20 protein-coding genes and 1 pseudogene are annotated in these 22,294 nt (G+C 71.8%); 10 read left to right on the forward strand and 11 right to left on the reverse strand.

Features of this window, described 5'->3' with window-relative positions; all coding sequences use genetic code 11:
* Positions 1-28: 28 nt before the first annotated feature.
* Positions 29-2,311 carry an ATP-dependent RecD-like DNA helicase gene (locus tag AB0M26_RS18125; RefSeq protein ID WP_365261809.1) on the reverse strand — a complete coding sequence of 761 codons (2,283 nt, stop codon included), beginning with the start codon at positions 2,309-2,311 and terminating at the stop codon, positions 29-31.
* Between the two features lie 239 nt (positions 2,312-2,550).
* Between AB0M26_RS18125 and AB0M26_RS18130 the strand changes: the two genes are divergently transcribed.
* Both AB0M26_RS18130 and AB0M26_RS18135 read left to right on the forward strand, forming a co-directional pair.
* Positions 2,551-3,471: a ribokinase gene (locus AB0M26_RS18130; protein WP_365261880.1), complete on the forward strand. Its 921-nt coding sequence runs from the start codon at positions 2,551-2,553 to the stop codon at positions 3,469-3,471.
* Positions 3,472-3,760: 289 nt separating this feature from the next.
* Positions 3,761-4,069, forward strand: coding sequence for a DUF937 domain-containing protein (locus AB0M26_RS18135; protein WP_365261811.1), 309 nt, complete (start codon positions 3,761-3,763; stop codon positions 4,067-4,069).
* A gap of 262 nt (positions 4,070-4,331) precedes the next feature.
* Here the strand turns inward: AB0M26_RS18135 and AB0M26_RS18140 are convergent, their stop codons facing one another.
* The 3 genes and pseudogenes from AB0M26_RS18140 to AB0M26_RS18150 form a co-directional block, all read right to left on the reverse strand.
* Positions 4,332-5,195 (reverse strand): sugar phosphate isomerase/epimerase family protein, encoded by an 864-nt coding sequence (locus AB0M26_RS18140; protein ID WP_365261813.1) that lies wholly within the window; start codon positions 5,193-5,195, stop codon positions 4,332-4,334.
* On the reverse strand, positions 5,192-6,388 hold the full coding sequence (locus AB0M26_RS18145; protein ID WP_365261816.1) for a dihydrodipicolinate synthase family protein: 1,197 nt from the start codon (positions 6,386-6,388) through the stop codon (positions 5,192-5,194). The genes AB0M26_RS18140 and AB0M26_RS18145 overlap by 4 nt, the downstream gene beginning before the upstream one ends.
* Positions 6,389-6,485: 97 nt before the next feature.
* A pseudogene (locus tag AB0M26_RS18150) lies at positions 6,486-7,628 on the reverse strand (Gfo/Idh/MocA family oxidoreductase); the annotation flags it as partial.
* A gap of 684 nt (positions 7,629-8,312) precedes the next feature.
* Between AB0M26_RS18150 and AB0M26_RS18155 the strand changes: the two are divergent.
* The 3 genes from AB0M26_RS18155 to AB0M26_RS18165 all read left to right on the forward strand — a co-directional run bounded on the left by AB0M26_RS18155 (position 8,313) and on the right by AB0M26_RS18165 (position 11,477).
* Positions 8,313-9,395 (forward strand): LacI family DNA-binding transcriptional regulator, encoded by a 1,083-nt coding sequence (locus tag AB0M26_RS18155; RefSeq protein ID WP_365261819.1) that lies wholly within the window; start codon positions 8,313-8,315, stop codon positions 9,393-9,395.
* Between the two features lie 136 nt (positions 9,396-9,531).
* Entirely contained in the window at positions 9,532-10,479 is a 948-nt protein-coding gene (locus AB0M26_RS18160) for a helix-turn-helix domain-containing GNAT family N-acetyltransferase (RefSeq protein WP_365261822.1), read from the forward strand.
* A gap of 200 nt (positions 10,480-10,679) precedes the next feature.
* Positions 10,680-11,477 (forward strand): sugar phosphate isomerase/epimerase family protein, encoded by a 798-nt coding sequence (locus tag AB0M26_RS18165; RefSeq protein WP_365261825.1) that lies wholly within the window; start codon positions 10,680-10,682, stop codon positions 11,475-11,477.
* 260 nt (positions 11,478-11,737) lie between these two features.
* Here the strand turns inward: AB0M26_RS18165 and AB0M26_RS18170 are convergent, their stop codons facing one another.
* The gene (locus AB0M26_RS18170) at positions 11,738-11,956 is read right to left on the reverse strand and encodes a hypothetical protein (RefSeq protein WP_365261828.1); all 219 of its coding nucleotides are present in this window, start codon (positions 11,954-11,956) and stop codon (positions 11,738-11,740) included.
* Between the two features lie 332 nt (positions 11,957-12,288).
* On the opposite strand from AB0M26_RS18170, the gene AB0M26_RS18175 reads away from it, so the two are divergent.
* The 3 genes from AB0M26_RS18175 to AB0M26_RS18185 all read left to right on the forward strand — a co-directional run bounded on the left by AB0M26_RS18175 (position 12,289) and on the right by AB0M26_RS18185 (position 14,567).
* Positions 12,289-13,140, forward strand: a complete 852-nt coding sequence (locus AB0M26_RS18175) for a helix-turn-helix transcriptional regulator (protein ID WP_365261831.1) — start codon at positions 12,289-12,291, stop codon at positions 13,138-13,140.
* Positions 13,119-13,337 carry a DUF397 domain-containing protein gene (locus AB0M26_RS18180; protein WP_365261834.1) on the forward strand — a complete coding sequence of 73 codons (219 nt, stop codon included), beginning with the start codon at positions 13,119-13,121 and terminating at the stop codon, positions 13,335-13,337. The genes AB0M26_RS18175 and AB0M26_RS18180 overlap by 22 nt, the downstream gene beginning before the upstream one ends.
* 120 nt (positions 13,338-13,457) lie before the next feature.
* The gene (locus AB0M26_RS18185) at positions 13,458-14,567 is read left to right on the forward strand and encodes a phosphatidylinositol-specific phospholipase C (protein ID WP_365261836.1); all 1,110 of its coding nucleotides are present in this window, start codon (positions 13,458-13,460) and stop codon (positions 14,565-14,567) included.
* 111 nt (positions 14,568-14,678) lie between these two features.
* On the opposite strand, the gene AB0M26_RS18190 is transcribed toward AB0M26_RS18185, so the two are convergent.
* The 6 genes from AB0M26_RS18190 to AB0M26_RS18215 all read right to left on the reverse strand — a co-directional run bounded on the left by AB0M26_RS18190 (position 14,679) and on the right by AB0M26_RS18215 (position 19,437).
* The gene (locus AB0M26_RS18190; RefSeq protein ID WP_365261839.1) at positions 14,679-15,230 is read right to left on the reverse strand and encodes a hypothetical protein; all 552 of its coding nucleotides are present in this window, start codon (positions 15,228-15,230) and stop codon (positions 14,679-14,681) included.
* A 186-nt stretch (positions 15,231-15,416) separates the two neighbouring features.
* A complete protein-coding gene (locus tag AB0M26_RS18195; protein ID WP_365261842.1) occupies positions 15,417-16,127 on the reverse strand; it encodes a hypothetical protein in 711 nt (236 codons plus the stop codon).
* 100 nt (positions 16,128-16,227) lie between these two features.
* Positions 16,228-16,800 carry a SigE family RNA polymerase sigma factor gene (locus tag AB0M26_RS18200; protein WP_365261845.1) on the reverse strand — a complete coding sequence of 191 codons (573 nt, stop codon included), beginning with the start codon at positions 16,798-16,800 and terminating at the stop codon, positions 16,228-16,230.
* Positions 16,801-16,976: 176 nt separating this feature from the next.
* Positions 16,977-18,287 (reverse strand): isoprenylcysteine carboxylmethyltransferase family protein, encoded by a 1,311-nt coding sequence (locus tag AB0M26_RS18205; RefSeq protein WP_365261848.1) that lies wholly within the window; start codon positions 18,285-18,287, stop codon positions 16,977-16,979.
* Positions 18,284-18,478, reverse strand: coding sequence for a hypothetical protein (locus AB0M26_RS18210; RefSeq protein WP_365261850.1), 195 nt, complete (start codon positions 18,476-18,478; stop codon positions 18,284-18,286). Before AB0M26_RS18210 ends, AB0M26_RS18205 begins: the two co-directional genes overlap by 4 nt.
* Positions 18,475-19,437, reverse strand: a complete 963-nt coding sequence (locus AB0M26_RS18215) for a hypothetical protein (protein ID WP_365261852.1) — start codon at positions 19,435-19,437, stop codon at positions 18,475-18,477. Before AB0M26_RS18215 ends, AB0M26_RS18210 begins: the two co-directional genes overlap by 4 nt.
* 98 nt (positions 19,438-19,535) lie before the next feature.
* On the opposite strand from AB0M26_RS18215, the gene AB0M26_RS18220 reads away from it, so the two are divergent.
* Together AB0M26_RS18220 and AB0M26_RS18225 are read left to right on the forward strand one after the other, a co-directional pair.
* The gene (locus AB0M26_RS18220) at positions 19,536-20,156 is read left to right on the forward strand and encodes a TetR family transcriptional regulator (protein WP_365261855.1); all 621 of its coding nucleotides are present in this window, start codon (positions 19,536-19,538) and stop codon (positions 20,154-20,156) included.
* Positions 20,157-20,346: 190 nt separating this feature from the next.
* On the forward strand, positions 20,347-22,212 hold the full coding sequence (locus tag AB0M26_RS18225; RefSeq protein ID WP_365261858.1) for a glycoside hydrolase family 3 N-terminal domain-containing protein: 1,866 nt from the start codon (positions 20,347-20,349) through the stop codon (positions 22,210-22,212).
* The last annotated feature ends 82 nt before the right edge of the window (positions 22,213-22,294 follow it).

The raw sequence follows: 22,294 nt of genomic DNA on the forward strand, positions 1-22,294 counted from the left end.
GGCCCTATCCTGCTCCTCTTCGCCTGTTTTAGGAAACGCGTGGGGCGCGGCTCCCGCTCCCGATCGCCCCGCTGATCCGGTGATCGAGTGCCGTCCAGCGCCGTCCGGCCGAGACCGTACGCACCGCCTGGCCGAGAGCTTTCCGCGAGCCGACCAGCACAACCAGGCGTTTCGCCCGCGTGACCGCCGTGTAGAGGAGATTGCGCTGCAGCATCATCCATGCACTGGTGGTGACGGGGATCACCACGGCCGGATATTCGCTTCCCTGCGAGCGGTGGATCGTCACTGCATAGGCATGGGAGAGCTCGTCCAGCTCATCGAAATCGTATGGAACCTCCTCGTCCTCGTCCGTCATCACCGTCAGCCGCTGGTCCACCGTGTTGAGTGACGTCACGACGCCGACCGTGCCATTGAAGACACCATTTGCGCCTTTTTCATAGTTGTTACGGATCTGGGTGACTTTGTCGCCGACACGGAAGACCCGACCACCGAACCGCCGCTCCGGAAGATCCGGTCGGGCGGGGGTGACGGCCTGCTGCAGCAGGCCATTGAGCGTCCCGGCGCCGGCAGGTCCCCGGTGCATCGGGGTGAGCACCTGGACGTCGCGGCGAGGGTCGAGCCCGAACTTCGCCGGGATCCGGCGGGCGACCACGTCGACGGTCAGCCGCCCGGCCTCCTCGGTGTCGTCCTCGGCGAACAGGAAGAAGTCCGGCAGTCCCTGAGTGATCGGCGGGACACCGGAGTTGATGCGGTGGGCGTTGGTGACCACCCCCGATTGCTGGGACTGCCGGAAGATGCGGGTGAGCCGGACTGCGGGCACCGGGCTGTCCGGCGCGAGCAGATCCCGCAGCACCTCCCCCGCTCCCACGGACGGGAGTTGGTCCACATCCCCCACCATCAGCAGGTGGGCGCCCGGCGGCACCGCCTTCGCCAGCTTGTTGGCAAGCAGGAGATCAAGCATCGACGCCTCGTCGACCACCACCAGGTCGGCGTCCAGCGGACGGTCCTTGTCGTATGCCGCGTCCCCGCCCGGCCTCAGCTCCAGCAGCCGGTGGACAGTGGACGCCTCGGCGCCCGTGAGCTCCGCGAGCCGCTTGGCCGCCCGGCCCGTCGGAGCCGCGAGGATCACCTTGGCCTTCTTGGCGCGGGCCAGCTCGACCACCGACCGCACGGTGAAGGACTTGCCGCACCCCGGACCGCCCGTCAGCACCGCCACCTTGCGCGTCAGCGCCAGCTTGACGGCCTCCTGCTGCTCCGGCGCCAGATCCGCACCCGTACGCTGCGCCAGCCACGCCAGCGCCTTCTCCCAGTCCACGTCGCGGAACGCGGGCAGCCGGTCCTCGTCCGTGCGCAGCAGCCGCATGAGCTGCCCGGCCAGGGAGATCTCGGCCCGGTGGAACGGCACCAGATAGACCGCGGTGACCGGCTCGCCCTCCCACTCCCCCTCACCCGCGGCCGACGAACCGGTGGACACAGCTTCCTGGCCCGGGACCGACTCGCGGACCACGCCCTCCTCCCCCTGGGCCAGTTCGCCGAGGCAGTCGATGACGAGACCGGTGTCGACCTGGAGCAGCTTGACCGCGTCCGCGATGAGCTGCTCCTCGGGCAGATAGCAGTGCCCCTGGTCGGCGGACTGCGAAAGGGCGTACTGCAGGCCCGCCTTGACACGGTCGGGACTGTCGTGCGGAATGCCGACCGCCTGCGCGATCCGGTCGGCGGTCAGAAAGCCGATGCCCCAGACGGCCGCAGCCAGGCGGTACGGCTCATTCCGCACCACTGAAATGGATGCGTCGCCGTAACTCTTGTAGATCCGGACGGCGATGGAGGTGGAGACCCCCACTCCCTGGAGGAAGACCATGACCTCCTTGATGGCCCTCTGCTCCTCCCACGCGGCCCCGATCAGCTTGGTGCGCTTCGGCCCCAGGCCCGGAACCTCGATGAGCCGCTCCGGCTCCTTCTCGATGACATCGAGCGTGTCGATGCCGAAGTGGTCGACGATCCGCTCGGCGATGCGCGGCCCGATGCCCTTGATGAGACCGGAGCCCAGATAGCGGCGGATGCCCTGGACGGTCGCGGGCAGCACCGTCGTGTAGTTGTCGATCGTGAACTGGCGGCCGTACTGCGGGTGGGAGCCCCAGCGGCCCTCCATCCGCAGCGACTCGCCCGGCTGCGCCCCGAGCAGCGAGCCGACGACGGTCAGCAGGTCGCCGCTGCCACGGCCGGTGTCGACGCGGGCCACCGTGTAGCCGTTCTCCTCGTTGGCATAGGTGATCCGCTCCAGGACCCCTTCGACCACGGCAAGCTGCACCATGGCCCCGACGGTATCGCCCCGCGCCGACAGCCCGTCAGCCCTGTGGACAACGGCACCGGCGAGCACACGCGGCGGTCGACGATGCCCGCCGCGGCAGCGCGAAGGATGAACGGATGGCCGGGACGAAGGAACGACCGGATGGGGACGACCGACGGAACCACTGGAAGGAACGACCGGACGGGACGACCGGGGAACGACCGGACGGGACGATCGGCGACGAGCGGAGAGAAGGCACAACGATGCAGACGTACGACCTGCTGGTGGTCGGCTCGGCCAACGCCGACCTGGTGGTCCGGGTCGACCGCCGCCCCGCCGCGGGCGAGACCGTGCTCGGCTCGGACCTCGCCGTCCACCCCGGGGGAAAGGGCGCCAACCAGGCGGTCGCCGCCGCCCGTCTCGGCGCCCGTACGGCGCTGCTCGCGCGCGTCGGCGAGGACGGGCACGGCCGGTTGCTGCTGGAGTCGCTGCGCGTGGCGGGCGTGGACACCGACGCCGTTCTGACCGGCGGAGCGCCCACGGGCGTCGCCCTCATCACGGTGGATCCGGCGGGCGACAACAGCATCGTCGTCTCCCCTGGCGCGAACGCCCGTCTTGCACCGGCCGATGTGACGGACGCGGCCCGGCTGACGGCCGCCGCCGTCGTCTCGCTGCAGCTCGAGGTCCCGCTGGAGACGATCGCGGCGACGGTACGTGCTGCCGCGGCGGCCGGCACCCGCGTGGTGCTCAACGCCTCCCCGCCCGCGTCCCTGCCCGCCGACGTCCTGGCCGCCTGCGACCCCCTGGTCGTCAACGAGCACGAGGCGCGCTTCCTGCTGGGCGACCGGCCGGAGGCGGGTTCGTCCGAGCCGGAGGCGTGGGCGTCCGCACTGACGGCCCTCGGTCCCCGCTCCGTGGTCGTCACACTGGGCGCGGACGGGGCACTGGTGACCGCCGCGGACGGGACGTCCGTACGGGTCCCGAGCCCGCCCGTGAAGGCCGTGGACACCACGGGCGCGGGCGATGCCTTCACCGGCACGCTCGCGTGGCGGCTGGGGTCGGGCGAGGACCTGGAGACGGCCGTGCGGTTCGCCGTACGGGTCGGGGCGGCGGCGGTGACGAGGGCCGGGGCGCAGGAGTCGTTCCCGACGGCGGACGAGATCCCGGCACCTCCTGCGCCATGAAAGGGATACACAGGACGGACAGACTCTCCCTGGGGGCCGCGCGGGGATGCAGCCGGCGACGGCTGGCCCCGCACTCCGGTGTCCCACATCGAGGGGGCCCGGCTCGTCAGCCGGGCCCCCTCGTGGTTCCCCACCCCCAGGCCTCCCGGAATCTCCCCCCTCGGGCCCTCCACAGGAGGCCTGACGGGAGTACGACCCACGAGGGGCGAGAAGGGTTGCACGGTTCCCGGCAGTTACTGTTTTGTCACCCGACGTGCCGACAGCAGTCGCGCACCGTAGCGTTTGACGCATGAGGGACGAATCTCTGCTGAGCGATGTTCTCTCCGAGCTCGGCGACGACCGCCTCCGGGAACTCGCCGGGGAGCTCGGCACCGACCCCCGCGGCGCGGAGACGGTCGTCGAGGCCACCGTCTCGGCCCTCCCCGCATCGACCGGGGAGGGGACGCTCGCCGGAGTCATGGGAAGGATCTCCGCTCCAACGGCAGTCGCCGTGGCGGAACGGACCGGGCTCCCGGTCGACTCCGTGTCCCGTGCCCTCGAACTCCTGCTCCCCGTCGTCCTGTCGGTCATCGCCGACCACCGGAGAGCCCGGAAGTGACGGCGGGCGGGACCCACCCACAGGCGTCGCGATCCCCCGCACCCCGACCCACAGGCGGGCCCATCCCCCGCAAACCCCCACCCCCCACACGCAGGCCCATCCCCCGCAAACCCCCACCCCCCATACGCAGGCCCATCCCCCGCAAACCCCCACCCGCACAGGCGGGCCCATCCCCCGCAAACCCCCACCCCCACAGGCACTCCCATCCCCCGCAAACCCCCACCCCCCACAGGCGAACCGATCCTCCCCGAGCCCTCAGCCCTCACTCCTCCGCGGGCGCCCGCAGGACGTGCCGTACGTAGCGCTCCACGACCTCGGCGACGACCTCGTCCCCGTCGCGCGCCCACAGCGCCGGGTTGAAGATCTCGACCTCGGCCGGGCCTTCGTACCCCGCCGCGTCGGTCCGTTCCCGGAACCAGCGCAGATCCACGCAGCCGTCCCCCAGTTGCCCGCGCCCCAGCAGCACACCCTCGGGCAGCGGTGTCACCCAGTCCGCGAGCTGGAGGGACGCGATCCGGCCGCAGCGTCCGGCCCGTTCGATCTGCCCGGCCACCGCGTCGTCCCACCACAGGTGGTAGGTGTCCACGACCACCCCGACCCGCTCGGCCGGGAAGCGCTCGGCGAGGTCCAGCGCCTGCGCCAGGGTCGAGACGACGCAGCGGTCGGCCGCGTACATCGGGTGCAGCGGTTCGATCGCCAGCCGCACGCCGCGGCCGGCCGCGTACGGTGCCAACTCCCCCAGTGCCTCGGCGACCTGCTCGCGAGCGCCGGCCAGGTCGCGGCTGCACTCGGGCAGTCCGCCCGACACCAGGACCAGGGTCCCCGTGCCGAGCGCAGCGGCCTCGTCGACGGCCACCCGGTTGTCCTCCAGCGCGGCCGCCCGGGCGGCCGGGTCCGCCGCGGTGAAAAATCCCCCGCGGCACAGGCTCGTCACGGCCAGTCCGGCATTCCGTACGAGCCTGGCCGCACGTCCCGCCCCGTACTCCGCCACCGGCGCGCGCCACAGACCGATCCCCGGAACTCCGGCCCTGGCGCAGCCGTCGACGAGTTCGGGGAGTGACCACTGACGGACGGTCTCCTGATTGATGCTCAGCCGCTCCAGTCCTGGCGGGCGCACGTCGCTCATCCCTCCACCCCGTACAGCGCGAGCAGGGACCGCATGCGGGCTTCGGCCAGCGTCGGGTCCGGGAACAGGCCGAGACCGTCGGCCAGTTCGTAGGCGCGCGCGAGATGGGGGAGGGAGCGGGCCGACTGCAGTCCGCCCACCAGTGCGAAGTGCGGCTGGTGGCCTGCCAGCCAGGCCAGCAGCACAACTCCCGTCTTGTAGAAGCGGGTCGGCGGTCCGAACAGATGCCGGGAGAGTTCCACGGTGGGGTCCAGCAGGGCGCGGAAGCCGCGGGCGTTCCCGGTGTCCAGGACGCGTACGGCCTCGGCGGCGAGCGGCGCCAGCGGGTCGAAGATGCCGAGCAGGGCGTGGCTGAAGCCGTCTGCGTCGCCCTCGATCAGCTCCGGGTAGTGGAGGTCGTCGCCGGTGTGGACGCGGACGCCGTCCGGGAGCAGTCGGCGGAGGGCGGTTTCGCGTCCCGCGTCCAGCAGCGAGACCTTGACGCCGTCGACCTTGCCGGGGTGGGCGGCGACGAGTTCCACGAACGTACGGGTCGCGGCGTCGAGGTCCGCGCTGCCCCAGTAGCCGGTGAGCTCCGGGTCGAACATCGGGCCCAGCCAGTGGAGGATGACGGGACGGGCGGCCTGGCGCAGCAGATCGCCGTAGACCGCGAGGTAGTCGTCGGGTCCGCGGGCCGCGGCGGCCAGGGCGCGGGAGGCCATGAGGACGGCCTGGGCACCGGTGCTCTCCACGCATGCGAGCTGCTCCTCGTAGGCGGCCCGCACGCCGTCGAGGCCCGCGGCGGACCCGGTGAGCTGGTCGGTGCCCGCACCGCAGGCGATACGGCCGCCGACCGCGCGGGCTTCGGCCGCCGACCGCAGGATCAGTTCGGCGGCGGCCGGCCAGTCCAGGCCCATGCCGCGCTGGGCAGTGTCCATGGCCTCCGCCACGGCTAGACCATGGGACCAGAGGTGGTGGCGGAAGGCGAGCGTGGCGTCCCAGTCGAGGGCGGCGGGGCCGCCGGGGGCGGTGTCCGCGAACGGATCTGCGACGACATGGGCGGCGGCGAAGACCGTACGGGAGACAAAGGGCGCGGCCGCCCGGCCCCGCGGGCCGTGCCTGGGATCGCCCGCCGATGCGGTGACGCAGGGGGCGGGGTCGGGCCGCGGCTCGTATGGGCGCAGTGCTCCCCCAGCACCGGGGAGCCGTATCACGGGAGGGTCCTCACCGGAGAGTCCTCGCGGCACCGGCGGTAGGGGCTGCGGCTGCCCGTGGAAGGGCGGCGGTTCCCGTGCCGGGCCCCGGGCGTGTCAGCTCCGGTACGTCGAGGCGGCGCCCCTCCGCGGCGGATCTGAGGGCGAGTTCGGCGAGCTGTACTCCGCGCGCGCCCGAGAGGAGGTCGTGGGTCCAGGGCTCGTCGAGCACGACATGCCGCAGGAAGAGCTCCCACTGCGCCTTGAACCCGCTGTCGAAGCACGTGTTGTCCGGGACCTCCTGCCACTGGTCACGGAAGCGCTCGGTGACGGGGGCGTCGGGGTTCCAGACGGGCTTGGGGGTCGTGGAGCGGTGCTGGACACGGCAGTTGCGGAGTCCGGCGACGGCCGACCCCTCCGTGCCGTCGACCTGGAACTCCACCAGTTCGTCGCGGTGGACCCGTACCGCCCAGGAGGAGTTGATCTGCGCGACCACTCCTCCGTCGAGCTGGAAGACGGCGTACGCCGCGTCGTCGGCCGTCGCGTCGTAGGGTGTGCTCCGCTCGTCCCAGCGGGACGGGATGTGCGTGGCGACATGGGCCTGCACGGTGCGTACGGCGCCGAAGAGCTCGCGCAGCACGTACTCCCAGTGCGGGAACATGTCCGCGACGATGCCTCCGCCGTCCTTCGACCGGTAGTTCCAGGACGGCCGTTGGGGCGGCTGCCAGTCCCCCTCGAAGACCCAGTAGCCGAACTCGCCGCGCACGGAAAGGATCCGGCCGAAGAATCCGCCGTCGATCAGCCGCTTCAGCTTGAGCAGGCCCGGCAGGAACAGCTTGTCCCGGACGACGCCGTGCTTGACGCCGGCGGCGTCCGCGAGCCGGACCAGATCCAGGGCGCCGTCGAGCCCGGTGGCCGTGGGCTTCTCGCAGTAGACGTGTTTGCCCGCGGCGATCGCGGCACGCACGGCGCGCTCGCGGCCCGTCGTGACCTGCGCGTCGAAGTAGATGCCGGTGTCGGGGTCGGTGAGGACGGCGCCGAGGTCCGTGGTCCACTTCTCCAGCCCGTGACGGTGGGCGAGGTCCTTCAGCGCGTGGGCGCGCCGGCCGACGAGGACCGGCTCGGGCCACAGCACCGAGCCGTCGCCGAGATCCAGGCCGCCCTGCTTCCGGATGGCGAGGATCGACCCGACCAGGTGCTGGCGGTGGCCCATGCGACCGGTCACGCCGTTCATGGCGATCCGAACCGTCCTACGCGTCACGCGGGTTCCTCCCTCTTCCGGTCGTCCGGCCACCCGTCGCCCACCGCCTGGGCCCGGGTTCCGGTGCGCTCGTCGGGCGGACCGCACAGTGAACAAACAGGCAGCAAGCGCTTGCTGACGGCCAACGTTAACCGGGGGCGCTACCGCCCATCAAGAGGGCCTCAACTTGTGCGAGACGTACCCCCGGTGACGGCCGGAAGGCCGCCCGGGAGGCCGAACGCGCTCCGGGCAAGGTCCCGTTGACCGGATGTCGCCGGTCCGGAAATGCCGGGCACACATGTGGCCGCAACCGCTCGCTGCCTCCCGCGGGTTCGCCGACCACACCGAACACCCCGGCCGGGAGGTGGCACCCACGGGCAACGCCCGAGCGCACCGGACGGGCCGTCGCCGCCGCGTACCGCCTGCCGGACGGGCCGACGGGGACGGGGACCCAACCGGCAGGCCTGGCGGACCATATCGTTCCACCCCCATGCCCCGCCGCAGTCCCGCGCGGCTCCACGAGGCTCTCACCGTTGTCGCTCGAGAAAGCGCTTCCCCGCATGAGGGGCCGGGGTGGACAGCAGGAGGAGGCCAACGGCACACACCGCATCTCGCGAAGTGAGAGCATGTGTCGGACGGTCGAACAGGGGACCCCGCGCTCTCCGTTCCGCACCACTGACGGCTCTCAGGCACGCGGAGGCATCGATGGCAGTGACCCTGGCGGATGTGGCGGCCCGCGCCCAGGTCTCCTCGGCCACGGTCTCCCGGGTACTCAGCGGCAACTACCCCGTCTCGGAGGCGACCAGGGCCCGAGTGCTGCGCGCCGTCGACGAACTGGACTACGTGCTCAACGGCCCCGCGAGTTCACTCGCCGCCTCCACCTCGGACCTGGTCGGCATCCTCGTCAACGACATCGCCGACCCCTTCTTCGGCATCATCGCCGGCGCGGCCCAGTCCGAGATCGGCGCCGGGCAGCCCAACGGGCGGGGATGCGAGAAGCTGGCCGTGGTGTGCAACACCGGCGGATCCCCGGAGCGTGAACTCACCTACCTCACCCTGCTCCAGCGCCAGCGCGCTGCCGCCGTCGTCCTCACCGGCGGTGCCGCCGAGGACCCCGAACACAGCGCTGCCATGGCCGCGAAGCTCGGCCGTCTGTCCGCGGCGGGCACCCGGATCGTCCTGTGCGGGCGGCCGCCGCTGACGGCCGTTCCCGGCGCGGAGGGCAGCGACCCCGCCGCTGCCGTCACCCTCGCCTTCGACAACCGCGGAGGTGCCCAGCGCCTGACCGCGCACCTACTGGCCCTCGGTCACCGCCGGATCGGCTACGTCGCGGGCCCGGTCGGCCGCTCCACGACCCGGCACCGCCTCGAAGGACATCTCTCGGCCCTCGCCGCCGCCGGAATCGAGGAGGACCAGGCGCGGCTGACCGTCCACGGCTCGTACGACCGCGAGTCCGGCTACGACGCCGCGCTCGAACTCCTGCGCCGAGGCCCGGACCTGACCGCGATCGCCGCCGCCAACGACTCGATCGCGCTGGGCGTCTGCGCGGCGGTGCGCGACAGCGGTCTGCGCATACCGGAGGACGTGTCGGTCGCGGGCTTCGACGACCTGCCCTTCAGTGTGGACACCGTGCCCGCGCTCACGACCGTACGACTGCCGCTGCACGACGCGGGTGCCCGCGCGGGGCGCCTGGCGATGGGCCGCGAGACCCCGCCGCCGGGCGGGGTGGCCACGATCCGCGCGGATGTGATGGCTCGCGCGTCGACCGCCCCGCCGCCCGCGGCATAGTGCCGCCCCCATCCGCGAGCCAAGCCCTGCCGAACTCCACGCCCCGGATCCGGGACCGCACCCCTTCACAAAATGCTTGACCGGGAGCAACTATTGGGTCAAGCAATTCTGCGGAGCCGTACGGAAGGGGCCCGGCATGGGTACGTCCGACGATCTCGATACGGCGGTGGCGGAGGTCCGTGCGTTCAACCGCGTCTACACCCGGCTCATCGGCGTCCTCGACTACCCCGAGAAGCTGCACACCCCGTACACGCTCAGTGAGGCGCGCGTCCTCTACGAGCTGGCGCGCCGCGATCTCACCCACGTCCAGGGCCTGCGCGAGGACCTGGGACTCGCGGCCTCCCACCTCTCCCGGATGCTCGGCCGCTTCGAGAAGCGCGGCCTGATCACCCGGGAGCGCTTCGCCGGTGACGCCCGGCACCAGCAGATCCGGCTCACCGGAGCCGGACGCGCCGCCGCCGCCGACCTCGACGAGCGGTCCCGGCGGGCCACGGCCGAACTGCTCCACCACTGCAACGGCGCCCAGATCCGGGAGGTGACCCGTGCGCTGCGCACCGTGCGGTCCACGCTCGGCACCCGCCCCGCAGGGCCGGACGTGCGGCTGCGGGAGCCCGGTCCCGGTGATCTCGGGTGGATCGTCTCCGCCCACGGAGCGCTCTACGCCTCCGAGTACGGCTGGAACGCCCGCTTCGAGGCCCTGGTCGCCCGCATCGTCGCCGACTACGCCGAGCACCGCGACCCGGCGCGAGAGCGGGTGTGGATCGCCGAACTCGACGGCACGCCGGTCGGTTCGGTGATGTGCGTACGGGACGAGGCTCCGGACACCGCCCGCCTCCGCCTGCTGCTCGTCGACCCGGCCGCGCGCGGTCACGGGATCGGCGACCTGCTCGTCCGCACCTGCGTCCGGTTCGCCCGCGAGGCCGGGTACCGCGAACTGGTGCTGTGGACCAACGACGTTCTCACCGCCGCCCGGAAGCTCTACACACGGGCCGGTTTCGTACTCGTCGCCGAGGAGCGGCACCACAGCTACGGGACGGAGCTGCTGGGGCAGGACTGGCGGCTGGATCTGACGACGCCGACCTGAGCGGGGACAGCCGACGGGCGCCGGGGGTCCGGCAGGGCCGCGCGTGATCGTAGCCGGGGGCGCCCGGTTTCTGGCACTGTGCCTGGTGCACGTCGCGCGGATGCGCGGGACGGCGGCGCCCGGCCGGTTCACCGTACGGGGTGAAGGTCCGGCGCCCGCCCCGAGCAGCCGCCAGTCCGCCCCGTCCGTCTGGAGCAGCCGTGAAACTCGCCTTCTCGACCCTCGGAGTGCCCGGGATGCCCGTCGCGGACGTGGTCCGGCTGGCCTCGGCCAGCGGCTATCACGGCGTGGAGCTGCGGGCGCACCCCGAGGAGCCGGTCAACACCGCTCTCGGGCTCTCCGAACGGGCCGGTGTCGCCGATGAGTTCAAGGCCTCGGGGGTCGAGATCCTCACGGTCGCCGGATACACACGCGTGGCCGCACCCGGTGACGACGAGGCCGTGATCGACGAGTTGGGCGCCCTGCTGGCCCTCGCCCGCGATCTGGGCGCCCCGTACGTGCGCGTCTTCCCCGGTGGCGGCGGCCTCCCCGCCGAGGAGGCGGACCTGATCGCCGCCCGCCGTCTCGCGGCCGCCGCGCCACACGCCGCCGACCTCGGCGTCCGCATCCTCCTGGAGACCCACGACTCGCACCGCCGCGGCGTGGACGCGGCACGCGTACTCGGCCTGGTGGGCCACCGCAGCGTCGGCGCCGTCTGGGACGTGATGCACCCGTGGCTCGGCGGCGAGGACCCGGCCGCGACCCATGCGGTGCTCGCCCCGCACCTCGGCTACGTCCAGGTGAAGGACATCGCCACCGCCGACGACACGACCCCGCTCCCGCTCGGCGCGGGAGTGCTGCCGCTCGCCGAGTCGGTGGAACTGCTCAGCCGCGCGGGCTGGGACGGCTGGTTGTGCTGGGAGTACGAGAAGCGCTGGTACCCACAGGCCCGGGACCTTCCGGATCTGCTGGATCGGGGCCGCGACCATCTGTCGTGGCTGCTGGCCCAGTCGGCCTGAAACCCGGCAGGCACTGCCACGCCACCCCCCTCACGAGCCGGGACCGGGGCCACGCAACCGGTCCGCCCCCTGGCCACGGTGACGAGGACAGGCACACGGCGGCCATGCCTGGGCGAGTGCCTGGACGTCGACCGCGTCCCCCGCCACGACACGCACCTCGGTCACCGGCCCCGTTTCGGCACCTTCGCGCGTCACCGTGCGGATCCGCAGCGTCATGCGCGACCGGAGCCCCGTGTCCGGCTGTCCCTCCCCACGCGTGCTCACCGGCCCACGTCCCCGCGGCGGTTCCGCTGTGCGGCTTCGAGGACCAGCAGCGGATCCGGCACAGGCGGGAAGTACGGGGCACAGGCGGGACAGGCGTACACGTTCCAGCCCGGCCCGCTCGCCCCGTGCACCTCGTGGACCACGACCGGCGAGGCCGTGGTAGCCCGGCAGCGCACACACATGCGGACCGGCACAGACGTTCCGGATTCGCTCATGTCGCGTCCGCCTCCGAGCCGTTGGCCCAGGTCCGGGCAGCCGGCGGCGTAGGCCCTGCGGTGCGGCGGGCACCGCCTGTGGGGCAGGACCTGCGAGGGGCGGGAAACGCCCTCACCCACGAGGGGCTCGGAGACATAGGCTCCGTCATGTCGACGCTCCTGGATTTGCGTTGGCCACGCCCCGGGGTCGTTGCAGCGACCGCCGGGGCCCGTTCGACCGCCTCACGCGGACGAACCATTACGGTCTGTGCATCCATCGTCGCCCAGTGCGGCTACGCTCGGCAGCGGTTTGCTGTCCCACGGGCCGTCATGGGACAGGGAGGGAGGGGCCGATGACCTTCGAACCGCGGGAACTCACCCCGGACCGCTCGGCGCGCGACCTGTTCGGCGCCGAAGTCCGCCGCCACCGGATCAAGACGGGCATGTCTCTGAGACGGCTGTCCGAGGTGCTGAACTACAGCAAGTCACACCTCGCCCGGATCGAGAGCGCGGAGTCACTGCCGTACGACGACCTGCCGTCGAGCCTGGACGCGTGCTTCGGCACGGACGGGTTTTTCGTGGCCCTGCACCAGCTCGCGAAGAAGGAGCCATTTCCGGGAAAGTTCCGCCGCGTCATCGAGATCGAGAGCCGGGCCTCGGTCATCGAGCAGTATCAGAGCGCGGCCGCTCCCGGCCTGCTCCAAACCCCCGCGTACGCGACGAGGTTGATGCGAGGAGTGCAACCGCATGCCCCCGAAGCGGAGATCGAGGCCATGGTTTCGGCACGCATCGACCGGCAGAAGCGGCTCAAGGGCATCAAGCCCCCACGCTGCTGGTTCGTCCTGGACGAAGCCGTGCTGCGCCGTCCGATCGGCGGTGCCCGGATTATGCGAGACCAGCTGAACCGCCTCATCAGTTGCGCCGCCGAGCCAAGCATCACGCTGCAGATCCTGCCGTTTGTGGCAGGCGAGCACCCGGAATTACTCGGCGGCTCCCTGACGCTCTACACCCTCCCCGACCAACCACTCGTGGCCTACGAGGAGGGCAGCCGTTCGGGCACGATCATCGAGGACCGCAGTGGGGTCGCCGAGCGGCGTGAGTCCTACGATCTGCTCAGGGCAATGGCCCTCTCGCCTCGCGAATCCGAGGCGCTGATCCGAGCGGCACTGGAGGATTGGACGTCATGCCGACCACCCAGGACCTGAGCACGGCTGACTGGCGCAGGAGCAGTTACAGCAATGGGGCGGGAGGAGAGTGCGTTGAGGTGGCCGACGGCTGCCCCGGGGTCGTACCCGTCCGGGACAGCAAGGACCCGCACGGCCCCGCGCTCCTCTTCACCAACTCGGCCTGGACCGCGTTCATCTCCGGCGTGAAGTCAGGCGAATTCACCACGACGGAATAGGTACAAAGCATTCCCTCCGGCTTCGGGTTACGCCAAGGTGACCCGAAGCTCGGTCGCTCCGCTACCGCAGCGACCGAGGCTCCGTGCGCGCCCCCAAGCCACGAAGTCAAGGAGCTGAGGATGTACCCTGCAGCGTCGCCCCCACCCACCCCGTACCACCCCTACCCCGCCGGTCCCTGTGAACCCGAGGACGGTGACGGCCCGCGATCGCGAACCGCCGTACGCCGGACCGGAGTCCGGCAGCGTCCCCGTAGCCGGACGGCTCTCTGGCTCGCCGCGCTCGCCCTCGCGGGGGCGACCATCGGCCTCACCGCGCCGCCCGCTGCCGCCACCGACGGCGTCGACACCTACGGTCTGGAGCGGGCCTCGAACCCCGACTGGATGGGCCTGCTCCCCGACGGCACGGCCCTGACGGACCTCTCGATCCCGGGCACCCACGACACCATGGCCCGCGCCGTCGCCCCGATCGCCGAGACCCAGGAGAGCGACCTTCCGCAGCAACTCCGGTCCGGCATCCGCGCATTGGACATCCGGCTGCGGCACATCGGGGACGTCTTCACCATCCACCACGGCGTGGTCTACCTCAACAAGAACTTCACCGATGTGTTGCGGGAGACCACGGACTTCCTCGAGGAGCACCCCCGGGAGACCGTCCTCATGCGGCTCCAGCAGGAGCACACCGAGGAGAACGTCACCAGGACCTTCGAGCAGACGCTCAAGTGGTACGTGGAGAGCAACCCGGAGACCGCAGGGCTGATGCGCCAGTACCTGTGGAGGCCGAAGTCCGTGAACGATCCGTTCCCGCGCCTGGGCGAGACCCGGGGCAAAATCGTCTTTCTGCAGAACTTCGACAGCTCGGAGCCGTTCGGGCTGCGCTGGTCCCGCTCCGACATGGACATCGAGGACCACTACGAGGTGCCCACGATCTTCGACATCGCCCGCCGCTGGGACGGCGCCAGGGCCCAGCTCGAGAAGCTGAGGAATCCGTCGGCGGGAAAGATGTACGTCACGCACTTCAGCGGAGCGAGCCTGGGTGCGTTTCCGGACGCGGTGGCGGGCGGGGTTCTCGGCATCGAGGGCGTGAACTCCCGCGGATACTCGTATCTGGAGAGCGTCAACGCCCCCTGCGCACCGCAGCGTTGTCTGAAGAAGACCGGCACGATCATGATGGACTTCCCCGGCCCTGATCTGGTCGACCGGATCCTGCACTACAACGACGCGCTGGGCTGAGCGCGTCGGCGCCGGCCGGGGGAGGCGCGGGATCCCGAGGGGCCACGCCTCCACCGGCCGAGCTGCCGCGCTCCCCACCTTCGATGGCGCGGCGCTCGGGCGGGGCCGCGATCACCCGACCGGGCAGTCGTTCCAAACCTTTGCCAACTCGGCGGGGATCTCCTTGACCGCGGTGCAGCCCTTGGCCAGTTCCTCCGCGCCGGAAGCGATGAACATCCACTCTCCGTCCTGGATGGTGAAGTACTTCATGGTGGCGCCTTCGTCCTGCATGTTGACCCCCTCCTTTTCGGAGTGTCCCGGGGTCAGCTCGAACGTCGTACCGGCGAATTGGTTGCCGCACTCGCCGTAGTAGAAGGCGCCAGGAGTCGGCTTGATGTGCTGGAAGACCGGAAACGCCTTCCGGTAGGCGTCGGTCACGGCTTCCTTAACCTCGGCTGTGGCGACCAGCTTGCGGCAGGAGGAGCCCCCTCCCCCACCGCCCCCCGCGGTCTTCTCGGCGGTGGGTTCGGAACCCGCCTTCCCGGCCGATGAGTCCGAGGCGGAGGAGTCCTTGCCGTTCGAAGTGTCCGAGGCGGAGGAGTCCTTGTCGTTGCAGGCGGGCAGGGTGGCCAGCGCCCCGGTCAGCAGGACGGCGGCTATCAGGCCACGGGAGCGGGAAGTCACGGGCATACCTCGTTCACAAGTGGGGTCCGGCCGGGTTCCCGGCCGGTGGTCGTGGGCGGGCTCGACGGGTGCGCCGGCCCGGAATCGTCACGTCGATCCGAGAGATACACGCGCGGGCCGCGCAAAGGTTGCCCGGGAGACGAAAAAATCTCCTCGGGTTCTTCGCCGACGGGCCGGGCCCACGGCTCAGCGCAGAGCGATCGAGGAGACGAGCTCCTCTGCCAGGGTTGCCCCGCGGGAGTCGAGGTGCAGGGCGCGGATGCTGATGTCGTGGCGGGGGATCCACCACAGGCGGGAGGTGAACTCCTCGCCGCTCCGGCAGGTCACCCGCCAGGCCCGGTAGGCGACCCGCTGCCCGGATATCCGCACGGAGTCACGGGCGATCAGGCGGCTGCCCGTCATGGGATCGGAGGCGTTCGTCCGTCCGTCCGCGGTCCAGCAGTTCAACCATGTGCGGGGCCAGTCCTCGTCGTCCAGGCTGCCGTTCTGCTCGCCGGCCCCGGTGACGACCTGAACACCCATGGCCCAGCAGGGGTCCATCTCGTGCGGGACACCTCGCGGCTGCACGCAGGCCTGGTCGCCCGTCTCGGGCTGCCAGGCCGTCCAGCCGCGGGGTACCTGGAAGCTCAGGTCGTGCAGGTCGACCCGGCGGGAGGCCGCCACCGAACCGTCCCGTTCCTGCTCGGCCGGAGGGTTCGGGAGGGTGACCACGGTGACGACCACGAGGAGCGCCGCGCCCACCGCCGCCCCGAGGCCCAGCGCCGTCCGCGGCCACCGCCGGGCCGGGGAGGTCTTCACGGGCCGCAGCGACTGCGTGGTCACCAGTGCCGACCGGGCGGCCAGTGCGGCCCGCAGCCGCTCTTCCAGTGCCGCCGTCTCCGGTGACTCCGGCTCCATCGGATCCTCCATCGGGCCCCGGCATGCGGCCGCAACGCGCGCGAAGCCGGGGAACGTTGCCTCGGGAAACCTCGGACTGATCTCCCGGAAGACGTACGGGTCAGTCCCCCAGCCGCTTGCGCAGCGCGGCCAGCGACCGATGAGCCATCGACTTCACCGCGCCTTTGGAGATGCCCATCGTCTCGGCGATCTCCGCCTCCGACAGCCCCGCCCAGTACCGCAACACCAGGATCTCCCGTTGCCGGGGGGCCAGCAGGCGCAACGCGGCCAGCATTTCCCGGTGTTCGTCGGCCAGCAGGACCGCGTCCTCCGCGGACGGAGCATGGTGCTGCTGTTCCGGGCGGAACGCGTCGGCGACCCGGCGCCTCCGCAGCACCGACCGGGCCCGGTTGACCACGGCCCGCCTGAGATAGGGCACCTTGCTCGTGCCGTCATCGAGCGCGCGCCATCTGCGGCACACCGCCGCGAACGCGTCCTGCACCACGTCCTCGGCCGTCGCATGATCGCCCACCAGCAGGACGGCCAGTCGTACGAGGGACAACCGGTGGGTCCTGTACAAGTGCCCGAGAACGTCGCCCTGGGCCTCGGCCGCGGACTCCGCGGGACGCAGCGTCACCAGGCCGACGTCCTCGACCCCCTCGGCCTGCGGCAGGAGGATCAACGGCGCGGGCACACGGAGACCCCTCCGCAGCCGCAGCCATGCCGTCTCCCACAAAGCTCCCTCCCCGGATCCCGTCAGCACCTCCCAGCCCCTCGGGGAACGTAGGCAGCCAAGAGGTCGCGTCAAAAGAGAAAGCTCTACTCATCTCCTGAGCAGGAGAACGGTCCGCCACCGCGTGCACGCCCCGCTCACCCGCGCGGCTCCAGGCTGCACCGGGCCGGGACCGCCGCGGACGGGCCGCCCGCCGTACGGTGCGGGATGTCCCGCGGCCCCGCCCCCAGGGCGTCGGCGCAGAGCTGGGCGAACCAGCGCACGCCCGGGACCGAGAGCGCCCAGCCCAACAGGGCCCACCCCAAGTGCAGATGGGCGAGCATCCTGGCGAATGCGGCGATGCCGTCGGCCCGTACGGTGCCGTCGTCCGTCTCGTACGTCATCCGGCGCAGCCGCTTCGGATGGTCCTCGGCCGCGATCAGTTCCAGCCCGACCGGACGGCGCCGCGCGACCCAGCGGCCGAACCGGCTGCAGGGGCCGCACGTTTCGGCGACGTAGAGGCGGGCGGTCGCGGTGCCGGACCAGGGGCGCAACCGGGGGAGCCACGCGCGGACTCCCGCGCGGTAGGCGGTCCACCGCTCACCGTGGGCCGCCCGCAGCCCCTCGCCCTCGTGCCAGTCGGCGAGCCCGGCGCCGTATGCGAACGCGACGGCCGTGGCCGCGGCCGCCCGCCAGTCGAGGGCGATCAGCGCGAGCAGGGCGTAACCGGATGCGACAGAGAGCTGCATGGGGTTGCGCACATACGCGTACGGACCGCTGTTCACGAGCCGGACCGGCGGATCGTACGGAACGGGTGTACCACCGCCGCGCTGCACGAACTCCCGCACCGCCGCGACGCCGAGCAGCATCGGGACGGCGAGCACCTGGGCGGTCAGCACCGCGCCGACGGTTCCCCCCGGCAGCGCGGGCCGCAGCAGTCCCACGGGAAGGGCGAACATCAGGACGCCGCTGAGCAGCACCTGCATCCCGGCCCGCACCGGCAGCCGCTGCCTGCGCAGGGTCCAGCGGGCGAGGAGCAGGCCCGGCACCAGGGCGGCCGCCACGGCGAGGGCTTCGCCCGCGAGCCAGCCGCCGCCCAGGCGTACCACCGGCGCGGCGAACGGCATCGCCGCCAGGTCGAGCCAGGCGAGCCCGGCCACGACGAGCGGGAGCGGAAGTCGGTCCGCACCGGCGAGCACGGGCAGCGCGCCCCACAGGAGCGCCCAGCCCAGCAGCAGGTCGACCGGCAGTCCGGACACCGTGCCTCCCTCGGTGTGGAAGGACCACCAACCCCACTGGACGGCAAGGAGGTTGACGGCGGGCAACCAGACGGCGTTCCAGGTGGTGGCCAGGATCGCCGCGCCGACCGCGGGGCGCCCGGGCGGCCGGACGCCCGCGACCGCGGCGGTCCCGGCGAGAGGTACGAAGAGACAGGCGGCGCGGACGAGCGCGGCCCCGGTGCCGCTCATGCCTCCACCGCCTCCTCCTCCGACGGCTGCTCCGGCGCTTCCACCGGACGCGACAGCAGCGCATCCGCCGGGCGCGCTCGGGCCTCCTCCGCCGGGCAGACCCGCTCAACCGGACGCGGTCCGGCCTCCTCCACCGAGTGCGTCCGGACCGCTTCCGACGGGCGGAGGGCGGCGCGGGCCGCCGGGGTCATCGCCGCGCTCCCGCGGCGAAGGTGTCCGACAGATACGCGGCGGCCTGCTCCATGCCGTACTTCTGCAGCGGACCGAAGTACCAGCCCGGGTCGTAGGTACGGCGGTAGTGCAGCGTCCAGCTCGCCTCCGTGCCTCCCCCTGCGGCGGGCGCCCACTCCACCTCCGCCGAGCCGAGCGCGAGCCAGCGCGCCAGGGTGGTGTCCTCCTCGATCCGGAACACGACCCGGCCGGCAGACCGTTCCGCGACCACCAGGCGCATCGCGCGGGGCGTCGGCCGGGCCCCGATGCCCAGCCCCTTGCGCGGGTTGAAGGCGATGACGCGTGCGTCGCCGACGTCGAGCCCCGACCCTTCGGCCCGCTGCGGGCGCGGGAAGGGGACGGCGCGCAGGAACAGCGGCTCGGGTGCGGCGAAGCGGGGCGTGGCGGCGAGCGCCGCCTCGTACTCCGCCGGGCTCACGGCGACCGTACGGGTCACGGTGGCAGCGCTGTCACGCGGTAGTTCGTAGATCCCGGTGCCCTCCGCCAGCAGCAGAGCGAGAAGGGGAAGGGTCACCGCGGCGTGGGCCCGGCCGGCCCCGCCGTATCCGCGGTCCCTGTACTGGCGGGCGCGGTCCACGCTGCAGCCGATGATCAAGGCGAGGAGGTAGAAGAGCGGTGCGGCCATGACGAGGCAGACGACGCCCTCGTTCAGCAGCGGTCCGGCGAGCGCGAGCCCGATGGTAACGGACGCGAGGGCCGTGCCCGTGGCGCTCCTGGGGCGGGCCCGGACGGATACGGAGAGCGCGATGAACGCGGGCAGGCCCACGTAGAAGAGCGCCGTCTGCTCCAAGTGCCCGGCATGCAGCACCTTGTAGAGCAGCATCGCCGCGAAGAGGACCAGCAGCACCGTGGCCAGCCGCACGCGCGCCGCCGATATCCGGGCGGTCTCCCCGCCCTGCCCCTCCCTGTCCCGCTCCATCGCTTCCACCCGGCCCTTCTGTTTGATCAGTCGATTGCATCGATCGGTTTAACCACTCGATTAAACCGTATGATGAAGGAACGGCGAAAGGAAGGTCAATGTCGGCGGACACCAAGGACCGGCTCATCGATGCGGCGATCGTGGTGCTGAAAGCCCACGGGTACGGCGGCACCAGCGCCCGCACCATCACCAAGGAAGCGGGGGTCAACTCGGCGCTGGTCTTCTACCACTTCGGCGGCGTCGACCAGCTCCTGCTCGCGGCCCTGGACCGGTCGTCGGCGGAGCGGATGACCCGGCACCGCGCCACCGTCGCGGACGTCACCACACTGGAGGAACTCGCCGAGGCCGCCACCCGCATCTACCGCGACGACCTCGAGGGCGGCCACATCACGCTGTTCACGGAGCTGGTGGCCGCCGCCATCGCCAAGCCGGAGCTGCGCGAGCAGGTGGCGCGACGGGCGGAGCCGTGGCTCGCGTTCATCGAGGAGACCCTGGAGCGGGTGATCGGCGGCTCGCCGCTCGCGCGGCTCACCCCGCCCCGCGATCTCGCCAACGCGGCGATCACCTTCTACCTCGGGGTGAACCTCTTCACGGTGCTGGACTCGGACCGGTCACGCACGGACTCGGTCTTCGCGATGGCGCAGCGCCTGGCCCCCCGCGCCAAGCTGCTGACGATGCGTCTGCCCGGGCGGCGGAGCACGACCCGCACGCCGAAGTAGCGGGCCCCCTGGGAGACGGATCCGCACGGCGGACGGACGACCGAGTCCCACGGCGGGTTCCGCCGGGGTCGGCCGTTCTCGGCGCTTCCCATTGACTGGCACTAACTTTCCGGCTATCGCTGTTTCCTGACCAATCCTGGAAGTTTCCTTCACCCCGCCGCCACGCACCTCCTTTCGGGAAGGAGCGCACGTGCCTCACGAAGAAACGCCCGCCCAAGGACCGCGACCGTCCAGACGCTCCGTTCTGGCCGGCGCCACCGCCGTCACCACCGCCGCCTCTCTCGCCGCTGCCACGTCTCCCGCGCACGCCGCGCGCCCGCCCTCACCCGTGGACCGCACCAAGCTCCGCAACCTCGTCTCCCGGATGAGTCCGGAGGAGAAGGTCGGCCAGCTCTTCGTGATGCGGGTCTACGGGCACTCGGCGACCGACCCCGACCCGGCCGACGTCGAGCTGAACAAGAAGGAGATCGGGGTCGCCAACGCCGCCGAACTCATCGCGAAGTACCACGTCGGCGGCATCATCTACTTCACCTGGGCGCACAACACCCGTGATCCGCACCAGATCGCGTCCCTGTCCAACGGCATCCAGAAGGCCGGACTCGCCCAGCCCACGCCCGTACCGCTGCTCATCTCCACCGACCAGGAACACGGAATAGTGGCTCGTGTGGGCGCGCCCGCCACGCTGCTGCCCGGAGCGATGGCCCTGGGCGCGCACGCCTCGCGCGCCGACGCCCGCAACGCCGCGCGGATCGCCGGGACCGAACTGGCGGCACTGGGCATCAAACAGGACTACGCGCCTGTCGCGGACGTCAATGTGAACCCGGCCAACCCGGTCATCGGCGTGCGGTCCTTCGGTGCGGACCCGAAGGCCGTGGCCTCGCTGGTCACCGCGCAGGTGCAGGGCTATCAGAGCGCCGGCGTCGCGGCCACCGCGAAGCACTTCCCGGGGCACGGCGACACCGCAACCGACAGCCACTACGGGCTCCCGCTCATCACCCACACAGCGCAGCAGTGGGAGGAGCTGGACGCACCGCCGTTCAAGGCCGCGATCGCCGCGGGCATCGACTCCATCATGACGGCGCATCTGCTGTTCCCCGCCCTGGACCCCGCCGACGACCCGGCGACCCTCTCCCGTCCGATCCTCACCGGCATCCTGCGCGAACGGCTCGGCTACGACGGTGTCGTGGTCACCGACTCGCTCGGCATGGCGGGCGTACGGCAGAAGTACGGTGACGATCGCGTGCCGGTGCTGGCGATCAAGGCCGGCGTGGACCAGCTCCTCAACCCGCCGGACCTGGCGGTGGCCTGGAACGCGCTCCTCGATGCCGTGCGGGGCGGCGAGATCGAGGAGGAGCGCCTCGACACCTCGGTCCTGCGCATCCTGGAACTCAAAGCGCGCCGAGGCCTGTTCACCGAGCCGTACGTCAGCCACGCGGAGGTGGACCGGGTCGTGGGGGCCCGGGCGCACCTCAAAGCGGCGGACGGGATCGCCGAGCGGACCACCACCCTGCTGGTCAACGAGAACCGTCTGCTGCCGCTGTCGAGGCGCAAGCACCGTGAGGTGCTCGTGGTCGGCGTCGACCCGGCCGCGCCCTCGGGAACCGGCGGCCCGCCGACCGCCACCGTCGCCAAGGCGCTGACGGAGCTGGGCTTCACGGCCACCGCGCTGTCCACGAGCACGGGGACCCAGCCCAACCCCACGCAGGCGAAGATCGACGAGGCCGTCGCGGCGGCGCGGGGCAAGGACGCGGTGGTGGTCCTGACGTACAACGTCCCCGCCGGTTCCTCGCAGCGCACGCTGGTCTCGGCGCTCGCGGCAACGGACGTGCCGGTGGTGCACATCGCCATCCGCAATCCGTACGACATCGCACGGCTCGGCGGCGCCGGTGCCGGGGCGTCGCTGGCGGCGTACTCCTGGACCGACGTCGAACTGCGGGCGGCGGCACGCGTCGTGGCGGGCAGGGCGAAGCCGGTGGGCAGGCTGCCGGTTCCGGTGCCGCGCGCGGACGACCCGGCCCAGGTGCTGTACCCGATCGGCTACGGGCTCTCGTACTAGCCCGAGTTCCGGAGAACACTTCCGGCGCCTCTGGTCTCGTGGCCGGCCCGGCCCGGACCCGCTGCCGACCGGGGAGTGACGG

Origin of the sequence: Streptomyces sp. NPDC051776 (assembly GCF_040681345.1) — a bacterium.
In the GTDB taxonomy this organism is placed as follows: Bacteria; Actinomycetota; Actinomycetes; order Streptomycetales; family Streptomycetaceae; genus Streptomyces.

Coding starts and splice junctions, on each gene's coding strand:
- AB0M26_RS18210 (WP_365261850.1), bottom strand. CDS start 18,478: ATGACCCCGGCGGCCCGCGCCGCCCTCCGCCCGTCGGAAGCGGTCCGG.
- AB0M26_RS18180 (WP_365261834.1), top strand. CDS start 13,119: ATGCCGACCACCCAGGACCTGAGCACGGCTGACTGGCGCAGGAGCAGT.
- AB0M26_RS18130 (WP_365261880.1), top strand. CDS start 2,551: ATGCAGACGTACGACCTGCTGGTGGTCGGCTCGGCCAACGCCGACCTG.
- AB0M26_RS18140 (WP_365261813.1), bottom strand. CDS start 5,195: ATGAGCGACGTGCGCCCGCCAGGACTGGAGCGGCTGAGCATCAATCAG.
- AB0M26_RS18185 (WP_365261836.1), top strand. CDS start 13,458: ATGTACCCTGCAGCGTCGCCCCCACCCACCCCGTACCACCCCTACCCC.
- AB0M26_RS18155 (WP_365261819.1), top strand. CDS start 8,313: ATGGCAGTGACCCTGGCGGATGTGGCGGCCCGCGCCCAGGTCTCCTCG.
- AB0M26_RS18195 (WP_365261842.1), bottom strand. CDS start 16,127: ATGGAGCCGGAGTCACCGGAGACGGCGGCACTGGAAGAGCGGCTGCGG.
- AB0M26_RS18175 (WP_365261831.1), top strand. CDS start 12,289: ATGACCTTCGAACCGCGGGAACTCACCCCGGACCGCTCGGCGCGCGAC.
- AB0M26_RS18220 (WP_365261855.1), top strand. CDS start 19,536: ATGTCGGCGGACACCAAGGACCGGCTCATCGATGCGGCGATCGTGGTG.
- AB0M26_RS18215 (WP_365261852.1), bottom strand. CDS start 19,437: ATGGAGCGGGACAGGGAGGGGCAGGGCGGGGAGACCGCCCGGATATCG.
- AB0M26_RS18135 (WP_365261811.1), top strand. CDS start 3,761: ATGAGGGACGAATCTCTGCTGAGCGATGTTCTCTCCGAGCTCGGCGAC.
- AB0M26_RS18160 (WP_365261822.1), top strand. CDS start 9,532: ATGGGTACGTCCGACGATCTCGATACGGCGGTGGCGGAGGTCCGTGCG.
- AB0M26_RS18205 (WP_365261848.1), bottom strand. CDS start 18,287: ATGAGCGGCACCGGGGCCGCGCTCGTCCGCGCCGCCTGTCTCTTCGTA.
- AB0M26_RS18125 (WP_365261809.1), bottom strand. CDS start 2,311: ATGGTGCAGCTTGCCGTGGTCGAAGGGGTCCTGGAGCGGATCACCTAT.
- AB0M26_RS18170 (WP_365261828.1), bottom strand. CDS start 11,956: ATGAGCGAATCCGGAACGTCTGTGCCGGTCCGCATGTGTGTGCGCTGC.